Origin of the sequence: Variovorax xiamenensis (assembly GCF_050916385.1) — a bacterium.
Classification (GTDB): domain Bacteria; phylum Pseudomonadota; class Gammaproteobacteria; order Burkholderiales; family Burkholderiaceae_C; genus Variovorax.
Window position 1 is genome coordinate 7,098,107 of sequence record NZ_CP139038.1, and the last position, 13,490, is coordinate 7,111,596.

15 protein-coding genes are annotated in these 13,490 nt (G+C 68.9%); 5 read left to right on the forward strand and 10 right to left on the reverse strand.

Features of this window, described 5'->3' with window-relative positions:
- Positions 1-7: 7 nt before the first annotated feature.
- From SFB74_RS32740 to SFB74_RS32765, 6 genes are all read right to left on the reverse strand, one after another.
- A complete protein-coding gene (locus tag SFB74_RS32740; protein WP_432728540.1) occupies positions 8-523 on the reverse strand; it encodes a helix-turn-helix domain-containing protein in 516 nt (171 codons plus the stop codon).
- Between the two features lie 94 nt (positions 524-617).
- A complete protein-coding gene (locus SFB74_RS32745) occupies positions 618-1,616 on the reverse strand; it encodes a tripartite tricarboxylate transporter substrate-binding protein (protein ID WP_432728541.1) in 999 nt (332 codons plus the stop codon).
- Positions 1,617-1,643: 27 nt separating this feature from the next.
- A complete protein-coding gene (locus SFB74_RS32750; RefSeq protein ID WP_432728542.1) occupies positions 1,644-2,849 on the reverse strand; it encodes a M20 aminoacylase family protein in 1,206 nt (401 codons plus the stop codon).
- Positions 2,850-2,964: 115 nt separating this feature from the next.
- Complete coding sequence (locus SFB74_RS32755) at positions 2,965-3,819, reverse strand: pirin family protein (protein ID WP_432728543.1); 855 nt, start codon at positions 3,817-3,819, stop codon at positions 2,965-2,967.
- Entirely contained in the window at positions 3,816-4,400 is a 585-nt protein-coding gene (locus tag SFB74_RS32760) for an NADPH-dependent FMN reductase (protein ID WP_432728544.1), read from the reverse strand. Before SFB74_RS32760 ends, SFB74_RS32755 begins: the two co-directional genes overlap by 4 nt.
- Before the next feature lie 42 nt (positions 4,401-4,442).
- Positions 4,443-4,829: a DoxX family protein gene (locus tag SFB74_RS32765; protein WP_432728545.1), complete on the reverse strand. Its 387-nt coding sequence runs from the start codon at positions 4,827-4,829 to the stop codon at positions 4,443-4,445.
- An 86-nt stretch (positions 4,830-4,915) separates the two neighbouring features.
- Between SFB74_RS32765 and SFB74_RS32770 the strand changes: the two genes are divergently transcribed.
- Positions 4,916-5,818, forward strand: a complete 903-nt coding sequence (locus SFB74_RS32770) for a LysR family transcriptional regulator (RefSeq protein WP_432728546.1) — start codon at positions 4,916-4,918, stop codon at positions 5,816-5,818.
- Positions 5,819-5,865: 47 nt separating this feature from the next.
- Positions 5,866-6,342, forward strand: coding sequence for an FKBP-type peptidyl-prolyl cis-trans isomerase (locus SFB74_RS32775; RefSeq protein ID WP_093195883.1), 477 nt, complete (start codon positions 5,866-5,868; stop codon positions 6,340-6,342).
- A gap of 22 nt (positions 6,343-6,364) precedes the next feature.
- Here the strand turns inward: SFB74_RS32775 and SFB74_RS32780 are convergent, their stop codons facing one another.
- Complete coding sequence (locus SFB74_RS32780; RefSeq protein ID WP_432728547.1) at positions 6,365-7,960, reverse strand: CHAD domain-containing protein; 1,596 nt, start codon at positions 7,958-7,960, stop codon at positions 6,365-6,367.
- A gap of 166 nt (positions 7,961-8,126) precedes the next feature.
- Here SFB74_RS32780 and SFB74_RS32785 point away from each other — a divergent pair, with 166 nt between their 5' ends.
- Positions 8,127-8,543 carry a VOC family protein gene (locus SFB74_RS32785; protein WP_093195881.1) on the forward strand — a complete coding sequence of 139 codons (417 nt, stop codon included), beginning with the start codon at positions 8,127-8,129 and terminating at the stop codon, positions 8,541-8,543.
- Between the two features lie 169 nt (positions 8,544-8,712).
- Positions 8,713-9,804: a pirin family protein gene (locus SFB74_RS32790; protein ID WP_432728548.1), complete on the forward strand. Its 1,092-nt coding sequence runs from the start codon at positions 8,713-8,715 to the stop codon at positions 9,802-9,804.
- On the opposite strand, the gene SFB74_RS32795 is transcribed toward SFB74_RS32790, so the two are convergent.
- From SFB74_RS32795 to SFB74_RS32805, 3 genes are all read right to left on the reverse strand, one after another.
- Positions 9,791-10,081: a YciI family protein gene (locus SFB74_RS32795; RefSeq protein ID WP_432728549.1), complete on the reverse strand. Its 291-nt coding sequence runs from the start codon at positions 10,079-10,081 to the stop codon at positions 9,791-9,793. The two genes, SFB74_RS32790 and SFB74_RS32795, sit on opposite strands and share 14 nt — an antisense overlap.
- A 140-nt stretch (positions 10,082-10,221) precedes the next feature.
- Positions 10,222-11,244, reverse strand: coding sequence for a tripartite tricarboxylate transporter substrate binding protein (locus tag SFB74_RS32800; RefSeq protein ID WP_432728550.1), 1,023 nt, complete (start codon positions 11,242-11,244; stop codon positions 10,222-10,224).
- 80 nt (positions 11,245-11,324) lie between these two features.
- A complete protein-coding gene (locus SFB74_RS32805; protein WP_432728551.1) occupies positions 11,325-12,416 on the reverse strand; it encodes a tartrate dehydrogenase in 1,092 nt (363 codons plus the stop codon).
- Positions 12,417-12,538: 122 nt separating this feature from the next.
- On the opposite strand from SFB74_RS32805, the gene SFB74_RS32810 reads away from it, so the two are divergent.
- The gene (locus SFB74_RS32810) at positions 12,539-13,468 is read left to right on the forward strand and encodes a LysR family transcriptional regulator (RefSeq protein ID WP_432728552.1); all 930 of its coding nucleotides are present in this window, start codon (positions 12,539-12,541) and stop codon (positions 13,466-13,468) included.
- The last annotated feature ends 22 nt before the right edge of the window (positions 13,469-13,490 follow it).

Sequence of the window (13,490 nt, forward strand, 5' to 3'; positions counted from 1 at the left end):
GCCTGCGTCACCACGTTTCCCTCTTCGCCCGGATCAGGAAATTCCGCCGCGATGTCGGCTCCACGGTCTTGTCGGGATTGAGCGCACGAAGCTCGCGCAGCAATGCGCCCATGCCAAGCCTTCGCGCGGCGACGCTTTCAGCGAGATCGGCGGAGTCTTCCGGCAACACGCTGGCCAGTACCGATTGGTCGCTCATCCTGCGGACGGTCCACTTTCCCTGTGCCTGCGGGAGCTTCACGTCGTCGTCCGGCAGCGCATCAGGAGCACGCGCCTGCTCGTCTGCGGCATCGGGCACGAAGGCCGGAGGCTCGTCTTCACGCAGGACGAACGAGGCGCCAAGCGCCGACAGCAACTTCATCAGCTGCTCGAAGCTCACCGCGCCCGGACCGGCTTCGATCTCGGCGACCCGAGCCTGGCTGACGCCGATGAGCGCACCGGCCTGAGCCTGCGTCAGGCCGCGCCTTTTTCGCAGCGCCTTGAGGTGCGGCCGTAGTTGGTCGACGAAGCGCAGGGGATAGTCCATGTTGCAATCAACATATCGGCCCTGGCTTATTTTGTCAATATATCGTCTAAAGCCGATATTATTGATTTACTGGCTCAGGCTTATAAAGCGTGCCTCAATCGACCTTCGCCCCCGAAGCCTTCACCACCACCCCCATCGCATCCCAATCGGAGCGCAGCAGCTTCTGGAACTCCTCCGCGCTCTGGCTGCGCGGCTCCACGCCCAGGCGCTTGAAGCGTTCCTGGATCGCCGGGTCGGCCAGCACCTTGTTGGCCGCGGCGTTCAGGCGCTCGACCTCGGCCTTGGGCGTGCCGGCCGGCGCGAGCAGGCCGATCCAGGAATCGAAGGCGTAGCCGGGCAGGCCGCTCTCGGCCACGGTCGGCAGCTTGGGCAGGAAGGGGCTGCGCGACTGGCCGGTGGAGGCCAGCAGCTTCATGCGCGCGTCGTCCTGGAAGCCGATCACGCCGATGCTCGACGAGATCACCGCCTGCACGCGGCCCGCGAGCACCTCGTTGACGGCCTCGCCGGTCGACTTGGTCGGGATGTGCGTCATCTGCAGCCCCGCCTTCGCGAGGAAGGACGCCATGGCGAGGTGCGTGGCGCTGCCGTTGCCGGCCGAGGCGAAGTTGTACTTGCCGGGGTTGGCCTTGACCTCCTTGATGAAGTCGGCCGTGTTCGACACGCCCATGCCGCTGGCCACCGCGAGCACATAGCCCGCGTTGCCGACGTTGGCCACGCCGACGAAGTCCTTCAGCGGGTCGTAGCTGAGCTTGCTGTAGAGAAAGCCCGCGATGTTGTGGCTCGCCGCGGCGAGGATCAGCGTGTTGCCGTCGGCCGGCGCGCGCGCCACGATCGCTGCGCCCACGGTGCCGCCCGCGCCCGCGCGGTTCTCGACGATGGCGCTGGCGTCCAGCGCGGCGCCCAGTTCGTTGTTGAAGGCGCGCGCCACCGTGTCCTGCACCGCGCCGGTGCCGAAGGGCACGACGATGTGGATCACGCGCTGCTGCGCATGCGCCGGCACGATGCCGCAAAGCGCCGCCGCGGCGGCGAGCGCGGTCAATGAACGTCGGGTGAGCTGGGTGGAGGTCATCTGTGTGGCCACTTTCTTGGTCATCGTCAACGGGAAGGAAAGGAAAGGACTTCAGGCGCGCGCCGGCAGCCAGCGCTGCACCAGCTTCACGAAGTAGCTGGCACCGATCGGGATGATCTCGTCGTTGAAGTCGAACGAGGTGTTGTGGATGATGCAAGGGCCGGGCCCGTGGCCGTCGAGCCGGTGGTCGCCGTCGCCGTTGCCCAGGAAGGCGTAGCAGCCGGGCCGCGCGAGCAGCATGTGCGCGAAGTCTTCCGCGCCCATCACGGCGGGGAAGTCGTCGGTGACCATGTCGTCGCCCACCACCTCGCGCATCACGCCGGCGGCGAAGCGCGCCTCGGCCGGGTGGTTCACGGTCGGCGGCGAGGAGCGCCTGAAGAACACCTCGGCCGTGCAACCATGCGCGGCCGCCACGCCCGCGGCCACTTCGCGCAGGCGGGCTTCGAGCTTGTCGATGGCATCGATGGAGAAGGTGCGGATGGTGCCGCCCACGGTGGCCACGTCGGGAATCACGTTGGGCGCGTCGGAGCCCTGCAGTTGCGTGACCGCGAGCAGCGCGCGCTCGGTGCTCGGAATGGTGCGCGCCACGATGGTCTGCAGCTGCTGCGCGAGCGTGACCACCGCCGCCACCGGATCGATGCCCGTGTGCGGCATCGAGGCATGCGTGCCGCGACCGCGCACGGTGATCATGTAGGTGTTGCTCGAGGCCATCAGCGCGCCCTCGTTGAGCGCGAAGCGGCCGACGTCGCCCACCGGGAAGTTGTGCAGCCCGAAGACCGCGTCGCACGGGAAGCGCTCGAACAGGCCCTCGTCGATCATCTTCTTGGCGCCGGCCTTGCCCATCTCCTCGGCAGGCTGGAAGATGAAGTTCACCGTGCCGTCGAAGTCGTCGGGCCCTTGCTGCGACAGGTGCCAGGCGGCGGCCAGCAGCATGGTGGTGTGGCCGTCGTGGCCGCAGGCGTGCATGCGGCCGGGGTTCGTCGACTTGTGGGCGAACTCGTTGGCTTCGTGCAGCGGCAGCGCGTCCATGTCGGCGCGCAGGCCGATGGTGCGGCTGCCCGTGCCCTTGCGCAGCACGCCGACGAGCCCCGTGCCCGCGATGCCGCGATGCACCTCGATGCCCCATTCGGCGAGCAGCTTCGCCACCTTCTCGGAGGTGCGGTGCTCCTCGAAACCGAGCTCGGGGTGTGCGTGGATGTCGCGCCGGATCTCGACAAAGCGGGCGGCGTTGGTGACGAAGGAATCGGCGATGTTCATGGCGGGGGCTGGGGCTGGCTGCAAAGCCAGCCGGATCGTTCGATGGATGAAGCGAACGATTCTGGCGCAGCCGCCCGCCCGGCGCACGCCGGGTTACTTACTACCGGCTGCGCCGTCAGGCGAGGCGCCCTTCCTGCCGCAGCTTCGCGCCGATGCGCCGGATCTCGGCCTCGCCCTGGTCGAGCGCGGCCTTGCTGGTGTGCACCGAGTAATAGCCCATCACCAGCTCGTGCGGGTGCTTCACCGCCGAGCCCAGCACGAAGGAGGTGTCGCCATGGGCCACGAAGTCGATGGCCGCGCCCGATTCCTCGAACACCGCGAGCTCGCCTGCGGCGATGGGGCCGCCCGTGTCGTCGCCCGCTTCGAGCCGACCCGCGCTGACAGCGACCCAGCCCACGGTGTGGCCGGCGGGCGGCAGGTAGCTCCAGCGTTCGCCGTCCTTCAGCGTCACGGCCAGGTAGTTCATCGGCGACGGTGCCGAGACGGGGCTTTGCGCCGAGCCGTAGCGGCCAAGCAGCACGCGCGCCGGGCCCTCCTTCGGCACCTGCGAGGGCGCGAGGTACATGCTCTGCGCCGGTGCGTTCTCCTCCGAGGGCGGCAGCGCCACCCACAGCTGGAAGCCGCTCACGCGCTCCACGCCCGGCGCCGGCGAACCGGTGTGCCACACGCCGTTGCCGGCGCGCATCCACTCGACACCGCCGCCGTGCAGCGTTCCCTGTTCGCCGGTGGTGTCCTCGTAGCGCGTGTCGCCTTCCATCAGCCAGGTCAGCGTGGCGATGCCCGAGTGCGGGTGCAGGCCGAAGCCCTTGTGGCCGCCCGTGACGTCGAAGCCGAAGAGATCGAGGAACACGAAGGGCTTGAGGAATTCGCCCAGGTCGCCGGGGCTCATCAGCCGCGTGATGCCGCCGTGGCGCGAACCGCGCGTGCGGTAGACGATGGCGCGGGCCTGCGTTTCAACTGCGGCGGTCATGCGGCCTCCCTTGCTGTCTTCAGCGCCTTGGTCCACCACGCGATGTCGTCGAGCAGCGCAGTGGCCGCCTGCGCCAGGTGCGGGAAGTCGCCGAAGCTCTTGCCCTGCTGCCAGATGCCCAGGAACTCGACCATGCCGATGTGCACCGCATGGCGCACCGGCGCCATCTGCATCTCGACGGCCACCAGCCGCAGCTGCTCGATGGCGCGCGCGGCGCCCACGCCGCCGTAGCCCACGAAGCCGATCGGCTTGCGGATGAATTCCTTGTAGGCCCAGTCGATCGCGTTCTTCAGCACCGCGCTCGGGCCGTGGTTGTATTCGGGCGTGACGACGATCAGGCCGTCGAAGGTGGCCAGCTTCGCCTGCCAGCGCTGCGCAGCCTCGTTCTTCACCGGGCCCCAGGCCGGCGCGCCGGCTTCGTTGAAAAGGGGCAGCGGGTGGTCGCGCAGGTCGACCAGCTCGAAGGCGAGGTCGGTGCGCTGCATCGCGATCTCGTGGATCCACTGCGCGGGCTTCTCGCCGAAGCGGCCTTCGCGGGTCGAGCCGAGGATGATGCCGATGCGGGGTTGTTGCTGGGTCATGGGGTACTCCGGGGAAAGTTGGAAGGAAGAAAGGAAGTCAGGTCAGGCCGCCGTGACGGCAGGTTGGGACAGAGGCCACAGCCGCCAGGCGACGAAGCCCGACAGCAGCGCCAGCACCAGGGCCGGCGCCGGGTTGCCGCCGATCAGCGCCAAGTGCGTGGCCACGGCGCAGACCATGGTCGCGAACAGCAGCAGGCCGCCGAGGAAGCCGGTGGCGGGCACCAGCAGCAGCACGGCGCCGCCGACCTCGACGAGGCCCGTCACGTAGCGGAACCACTGGCCGAAGCCGATGGCGTCGAACACCTGGACCATCTGCGGCGCGCCGGCCAGCTTGGCGGCACCGGCGGCGCCGAAAGCCAGTGCCAGCAGGATGCGCACGCCCCAGACGATGCGGCGCTGCGTAGGGGAAGCGAGTGATGTGGAAGTCATGGGCAGAAGGTTAGGCACGCACCCATTGATCGACTAGGCGGTAGAGTCGGATTGCACTCGTCCACGAATAGAAGGAATCAGCCACCATGTTCGACCTCAACGACGTCGCCGTCTTCGTCCAGGTGGTGCGCTACGGCAGCTTTGCCGAGGCTGCGCGGCGGCTGGGCCTGCCGCCCAACACCGTCAGCCGGCGCATCCAGCAGCTCGAGTCGCAACTGGGCACCCGGCTGATGCAGCGCTCCACGCGCAAGCTCACGCTGACCAGCGCCGGGCAGGATTTCCACGACCGGTGCGCCGGCCTGATCGACGGGCTGGCCGCGGCCGGACAGGCGCTGGCGGCCGGCGGCCAGGAGCCCAGCGGCCTCGTGCGGGTGGCCGCGCCGGCGGATTTCTTCGATTTTTTCCCGATGGAGTGGGTAGCCGACTTCCTGGCCGAGCATCCGCTGGTCAAGCTCGATTTCGTGCTCAGCGACGCGGCGGCCGACCTGATCGCCGAGCGGATCGACGTGGCCTTTCGCGGCGGCGTGCTGCGCGACTCGGGCTACATCGGCCGGCGGCTCGTTACCCGCAGCGGCGGCCTGCTGGCGAGCCCCGCCTACATCGAGCGGCGCGGCGAGCCCCGGAGCCTGCAGGAGCTGGCCCAGCACGACTGCGTGACGCCCCCGCATCCGGGCGGCCACACCGCCTGGCGCCTCACCGGCCCCGACGGGGTGGAAGAGGAAGTGCAGGTCACCGGCCGCTTCACCGGCAACACCGCCCAGGCGCTGCGCAAGGCAGCGCTGGCCGGACTGGGCATCGCCCAGCTGCCGCCCGCGATGGCCACGCGCGACGAGCAGGCGGGGCTGCTGGTGCGGGTGCTGCCGCAGTACGAATACACCGGCCGGGGACTCAGCGTGGTGTACCCGAGCCGCAAGCACCTTCCGCTGGCGGTATCGGCCTTCATCGAGCTGGTGATGGGCAAGCTCGACCAGATGGACATGCTGAAGTAGCCGCACGGCCGCCTGCGCCTTCGGGTTTCGACTGAGAATGCGAGCCCATGAAAATCGCAAAAGACACCGTCGTCACCATCAAGTACAAAGTCTCCGACGCCCAGGGCAAGCTCATCGAGGCGAGCCCCGAGCCGATGGCCTACCTGCATGGCGGATACGAGAACACCCTGCCCAAGATCGAGGAAGCCCTCGACGGCAAGGAAAAGGGCTACCAGACCGTCCTGAACCTCGCCCCGGAAGACGCCTTCGGCCAGCGCGACGAATCGCTGGTGCGCAGCATCCCCAAGACCGACTTCCCGCCCGGCGTGAAGGTCGGCGGCCAGCTCCAGGGCCGACTCGACGACGGCCGCGAGCATGTCTTCACCGTGATGAAGATCAAGGGCCCGGTCGTGCTGCTCGACGGCAACCATCCATGGGCCGGCAAGGCGCTGAAGTTCAGCCTGCAGGTGACCGATGTGCGCGCGGCGCAGCCGGTGGAGATCGAGCACCGACATGTTCATGGGGCGCACGGGCACCATCACTGAACAAGCCGCTGCCGGCTGACGACTAGCTCTTCTTCCAGAACCTCGCCGCGTCCTCGATCTTCGCGAGAGCCTTGCGGCAAGCCTTCGCGCCGGCCTCGTGCCGCGCGGTGAACCATCCCACCGCGAACCATGCACGGGCATCGCGCGCGGTAGCTTCTCGGTACAGCGCGAGCGCGACGGCCTCGTCGTTGAATTCGCCAAGTGCGTCCTGCGCGGGACGCAGGGCCTTCAGGTAGCGGCTGGCGGCGCTGCCATCTTCTTTTCCGTCGAACAGCGGCGCCACGAACTCGGCGAGATAGCGCAGGCGCTTGAGGCGCTTGCGCACGCGGTGCTGGCTTTCGGTGTCCAGCGATTCGAAGCGCTCGCCGTCGCGCAGCACCTGCTTGTGCAAGTGCTGCAGCCGCTGGCGCAGCAGGCGGCGGGCGGCGTTGGCGCCGACGGGCGCGGGGGCCGGCGGGGCTGACTGGCCTTCTTCGGCGGCAGGTGCCAACGCGGGTTCCGCCGGCTTCGCGGCGGTGAAGCCGATCAGCGAGACGAGCACGTTCTGGAAGGCCGCGGCGCGCACGATGTCGCCGGGCGAGGGCGCATCGGCTGCGGCGGCATCGTCGGCGGCCAGCGGGTCGAAGTCGGGCGCGCCGGCCTCGCGCAGGCGCGGCTGGGCCAGCTTCACGACCTGCTCCCGGTCGCGCAGTGCGCCGAGCGCGCGGAAGGCTTCGACGAGCGGGGGCTCCCATTCGGCGGCTTCGACGAGGCCCGAGGCGGGGTCGAGCGGCGCAAGCTCGCGCAAGGCGGTGCGCAAGCGGCGGATGCCGATGCGCAGCTGGTGGATCTGCTCCTCGTCGGTGCTGCCCGCGGCGATCTCGCTGGCGTTCGGCAGCATCTGCGCGAGGCATGACGCCACCACGGCCTGCCGGATGGCCAGGCCGTCCGGCTGCCTGGCGGCGAAGCGCGGCGTCTCGGCCTTCACGGCTTCCACGGTCTCCTGCGCCGCCAGCAGGCGCGCGCCGCGTTCGGCCTTCGATACGGTGCTGAACCACAGCCCGTGCTGCTGCGACCAGCGCCGCGCGAGCGAGACCAGGCCCTGCACGTCGCCGCGCTTGAGTTCCAGTTCAAGCTCGCACACCGGCGATTCGCGCTGCTCGGGCGTGCCGGCATGCGCCACGACCTTGCCGACATCGAGCGCCATTTCCACCACCGCGCCGCCGACCCCGGTGACGCGCACGTCCCGCGTGAGCCGCACGATGTCGGTCGATTGCCGCTCGACCAGCGGCGTGCCCCCACCGTCGGCCAGCAGCTTCGCAAGCCGCTCGCCCACGGGCGTGCCCTGGTGGCGCTGCGGATCGATCTGCGGCGCCGGGCCCGTCGTGCCGAGGTCGACGTTGTGCTCCAGCCGGTGCAGGGCGTTGTCGCCAGTGGCTTTCACGGTCTGCACCCAGCGCCGCCCTTCCTTGCGCAGCCGCAGCACCATGCCGTCGGCAGCCAGGCGCTGGTCGGCGGTGTCGAAATAGCGAGCCTGCAGGCGGGTGCGCACGACGGTGCCGCGCTTCAGGGCGGCTTCGACGGCCTTCAGGCGGCCGGGGGGGATGCAGAACTTGAACTCGATTTCCATGGCGACCATGATGCCCCGTTCATTTCACCCCCAGCAATCCCGGTCGCATCGCCGGATCAACCGGTTTCGAAAAAAGATGTGGACGCCGTCCATTTGATTTGATATCGTTTGTGGACGGCGTACACAAAACGCCGGAAAACACCTCCACAACCCTTTTCATCGACAGGACGACACCATGGCCACCAAGCAGATCTTCGTGAATCTCCCCGTCAAGAACCTCGACAAGACCAAGGCGTTCTTCGCCGCGCTGGGCTACACCTTCAACGAGCAGTTCACCGACGCCAATGCCGCGTGCATGGTCGTCCAGAAGGACAGCATCCACGTCATGCTGCTGGTCGAGGAGTTCTTCAAGACCTTCACCACCAAGAGCATCACCGACACCGCCAAGAGCACCGAGGTGCTGCTGTGCCTCTCGTGCGAGAGCCGCGCCGAGGTCGACGAGCTCGTGGCCAAGGCCAAGGCTGCCGGCGGCACCACCCCGACCGAGCCGAAGGACTACGGCTTCATGTACGGCCACGGCTTCCAGGACCTCGACGGCCACCTGTGGGAGCTGGTCTACATGGACCCGAACGCCGAAATGCCGAAGCAGTAAGGCGCGGCAGGCAGGCCGCCGAAGGGGAGGACGATCGATGCCCATCGTTCCATACGCGCTCTTCACCGTTGCACGCAAGGCACCTACCGCAAGGCGGCGGCGCCCCGATATTCCAGGCACTGGCGCGGCATCATCGGCCGCGCCCCACCTGGAAAGGAACAGCAGCGAAATGACCGACAACAACGACAGCAGCGTCAGCAGGAGCCCCATCGTGCGGATCGCCCCCCTGGGCTTCCCGTGGCAGACGATCGACCCGTTTCTCTTCTGCGTCTACCACGACGACGCCTACCCGAAGGCCAACGGCCGCATGGGCCCCGAGGCCTCACTGGCCGGCCGCCAGATCGGCCAGGACTTCAGCCGCAAGGACGGCTGGAGCATGTACCACGGCGACACGGTGCCGGGCTTTCCCTCGCACCCGCACCGCGGCTTCGAGACCGTGACCATCGTGCGCAAGGGCCTGGTCGACCACTCCGACTCGCTGGGCGCCACCGCGCGCTTCGGCGGCGGCGACGTGCAGTGGCTCACGGCCGGCAAGGGCATCGTGCATTCCGAGATGTTCCCGCTGCTCGACGACGCCTCGGCGAACCCGCTGGAGTTGTTCCAGATCTGGCTCAACCTGCCGGCGAAGAACAAGATGGCCGAGCCGCACTTCACGATGTTCTGGTCGGAGGCCATCCCGCGCTTCGTCTCCGACGACGCGAAGGGCGGCCGCACCGAGGTCGCGGTGATCGCGGGCCGGCTCAGCGACGACCCCGCCAACGGCCGGGCCCCGATCCAGCCGCTGGCGCCGCCGCCCGACTCGTGGGCCGCGCAGGCCGACGCCGACGTGGCGATCTGGACGCTGAAGATGACGCCCGGTGCCCAATGGACGCTGCCCGCCGCCACCGGCGAGGGCACGCGGCGCATGCTGTACTTCTTCAAGGGCGCGACGGCGCTGGTCGGCGGCGAGCGGGTGCAGGGCCCAGCGGCCGTGGAGCTGCGCGCCGACGTGGCCGTGGAAATCGCCAACGGCAACGAGGAAACCGCGGAGTTCCTGGTGCTGCAAGGCCGCCCGATCGCCGAGCCGGTGGCCCAGTACGGCCCCTTCGTGATGAACACGCAGGCCGAGATCAGCCAGACCATGGCCGACTACCGCCGCACGCAGTTCGGCGGCTGGCCCTGGGACGACGCGGCGCCGGTGCACGGGCACGACGCCCCGCGCTTCGCCCGGCATCCCGGCGGGCGCGAGGAAGTGCCGGCGCGGCCCGTCAGTAGTTCTTGAGCATCTCGAGGTTCGGTGCCGTCATGCGCGGCACGAACTCGATCACGTCGGTGCGCGCCACCCCGCCCTGCACGAAGGGGTCGCGCGCCAGCACCGCCTCCAGGCCCTCGCGGTCGCCCGAGCGCGCGAGGATCACGCCGCCCTGGCGCGGCACCTGGCGGCCCGACGCCACGAAAAGGCCGCTTTCGTAGTGCTTCTTGAGCCAGACCATGTGCGCATCCATCAGCGCGTCGACTTCCTCGAGCGGACGGATGTAGGTGAGGGTGACGATGAACATGGGCGCGGCGGCGGTGAATTCGGAAGCCCCGATCCTATGACCTCGGCGGGGCACTCGCCGACCGCAGGTGTGCGCGGTCGTAACCGGTATCACGCCGGACGCGTATTTCCTTCTTATTCGACCTTCTCGACTTACTCGACCTACTCGATCGCGACGCCGCCTTCCTTGACCAGCTTCGCGAACTTCGCCGTCTCCTCACGGATCTGCCGCGCCATCTCTTCCTGCGTGCCGCCCAGCGGCTCGGCGCCGATGGCCTGCATGCGCTGCGCGAAGTCGGGCGAATGGATGATCTTCACCATCTCGGCGTTCAGGCGCGCGACGATCTCCTTCGGCGTGGCCGCCGGCACGAGCACGCCGAACCAGGTGCCGATGTCGAAGCCCTTGAGCCCGGCTTCGTCCAGCGTCGGCACGTCCGGCAGAACAGACGAGCGCCGCGCGGTGGTCACGGCCAGCGCGCGAAGCTTGCCGCCCTTGATGTGCTGCAGCACCGGCGTGATGGTGTCGAAGGACATCGCCACCTGCCCGCCGAGCAGGTCGGTGGTGAGCGGCCCGCTGCCCTTGTAGGGCACGTGCAGCAGCTTCGCGCCGGTGCTCGCCTGGAACTGCGTACCGATCAGGTGCTGCGCCGTGCCGTTGCCATTGGAGCCGTAAGCCAGCTTCTCGGGCGCGGCCTTGGCGAGCGCCACCAGTTCGGCCACGTTCTTCGCAGGCGTGTTCGCGGCGTTGATGACCAGCACGTTCGGCACCATCGCCACGACGGTGATGGGCGCCAGGTCCTTCTGGAAGTCGTAGGGCAGCTTCTTGTACACGCTGGTGGCGATGGTGTGATGCACCGCGCCCATCAGCAGCGTGTAGCCGTCGGGCTTGGCCTTGGCCACGTAGTCGGCGCCCAGCGTGGCGCCGGCGCCCGGCTTGCTTTCGACCACCACCGGCTGGCCGAGCGACTGCGAGAGCTTGTCGGCCAGTGCGCGGGCCAGCACGTCGGTGGTGCCGCCGGCGGGGAAGGGCACGACGAGGCTGATGGGCCGCGCGGGCCAGCCTGGAGTGGGCTGGGGCTGCTGCGCAAAGGCGATGGCCGTAGTGCCCAGCCCCACTGCGAGGACTGCGAGGGCTGCGGCGTGCAGCACGGTGCGCCGACGGCGCGCGTTCGATGAAGCGTTCATGGTTTGTCTCCGGCTCGTTGTTGTGATGCGCGCATCGAGGCACGCGGATACCGTGGAAATCGCCCGAAGGGCCGGGCCGTTCAGGCCGCCAACCGCAGCGGCTCGGCCGCTATGTGCGCGCACACCGCGCGCGTCACCTGCTCGGTGGTCGCTGTGCCGCCCAGGTCGCGCGTGTGCAGGGAGGGATTGGCCGTGACGTGCTCCACCGCGGCCATCACGCGGCGCGCGGCCTCGGCTTCGCCCAGGTGCTCGAGCAGCATCACCACCGACCAGAAGGTGCCCACCGGATTGGCGAGCCCCTTGCCCATGATGTCGAAGGCCGAGCCGTGGATCGGCTCAAACATCGACGGATAGCGCCGCTCGGGGTCGATGTTGCCGGTGGGCGCGATGCCCAGGCTGCCCGCGAGCGCCGCCGCGAGGTCGCTCAAGATGTCGGCATGCAGGTTGGTGGCGACGATGGTGTCGAGCGAGGCCGGGCGGTTGACCATGCGCGCGGTACATGCGTCGACGAGCTCCTTGTCCCAGCTCACGTCGGGGAACTCCTTGGAGACCTGCAGCGCGATCTCGTCCCACATCACCATCGCGTGGCGCTGCGCGTTGCTCTTGGTGACCACGGTGAGCAGCTTGCGCGGCCGCGAACCTGCCAGCTTGAAGGCGAAGCGCATGATGCGCTCGACCCCCGCGCGGGTCATCATGCTCACGTCGGTGGCCGCCTCGATCGGATGGCCCTGGTGCACGCGGCCGCCGACGCCGGCGTACTCGCCCTCGGAGTTCTCGCGCACGATCACCCAGTTCAGGTCTTCCGCCCTGCAGCGCTTCAGCGGCGCGTCGATGCCGGGCAGGATGCGAGTGGGCCGCACGTTGGCGTACTGGTCGAAGCCCTGGCAGATCTTCAGGCGCAGGCCCCACAGCGTGATGTGGTCCGGAATGTGCGGGTCGCCCGCCGAGCCGAAAAGAATGGCATCCTTCTTGCGCAGCGCGTCGAGGCCGTCGGCCGGCATCATCTCGCCGCGCTCGCGGTACCAGTCGCCGCCCCACCCGAAGTCCTCGAAGCTGAAGCTCAACGCGCCGCCGGAGGCCTCGGCCAGCGCTTCCATCACCTGGCGGCCTGCCGGGATCACTTCCTTGCCGATGCCGTCGCCGGGAATGGTGGCAATGCTGTAGCTGCTCATCGTCGATGTCCTCGTTCGTGTGTAGGTGCTCTGTCGGGCTCCCACTGTAGGATCGGCCGCATCGAACGATTCACGCCGGAAGTGAATCCATCGTTAACCTGAGTTCAACAATCGGATCACCCATGGCAGCCCCGGTCCAGCCCGCCGACCTCGGTTTCTTCTCCACGCTCGCGACCAGCGGCAGCCTGAGCGCGGGCGCGCGCGAACTCGGCATCAGCACGCCGGCCGTGAGCAAGCGCCTCGCGCAGATGGAAGCCCGCCTCGGCGTCACGCTGGTGAACCGCACCACGCGGCGCATGAGCCTCACGCCCGAGGGCGAGCTCTACGTGGCGCATGCGCGGCGCATCCTCGGCGAGATCGACGACATGGCGCAGCTGCTCGGCGGCGCGAAGGGTGAACCGCAGGGGCTGCTGCGCGTGAACGCCACGCTGGGCTTCGGTCGCAGCCACGTGGCGCCCCTGATCTCGAAGTTCGCGCGCAGGCATCCGCAGGTCGAAGTGCAGCTGCAGCTCTCGGTGAACCCGCCGCCGCTGACCGACGACGCCTTCGACGTCTGCATCCGCTTCGGCGCGCCGCCCGAGGCCCGCGTGATCGCGCGGCGCATCGCATCGAACCGGCGCCTGCTGTGCGCCTCGCCCGCCTACCTCGCGCGTGCCGGGCAGCCCAAGGTGCCCAACGACCTCACGCGCCATCGCTGCATAGGCATCCGCCAGGGCGACGAGGCCTACGGCATCTGGCGGCTGAGCAGCGGACGCGGCACGGCGCAACGCACCGAGGCGGTGAAGACGCGCGGCATGCTCAGCACCAACGACGGCGAGATCGCGGTCAACTGGGCACTCGACGGCCACGGCATCCTGATGCGCGCCGAGTGGGACATCGCGCGCTACCTGCGCAGCGGCCGGCTGGTGCAGGTGCTGGCCAACTACCGCACGCCCGACGCCGACATCTACGCGGTGTACCCGCAGCGCCACCAGCTGTCGGCGCGCGTGCGAACTTTTGTCGACTTCATGGCCGCCGCGCTGGGCAAAGACGACATGCCGCCCAGGGCTTGAGCCACGATCCGACAGGCGCGAG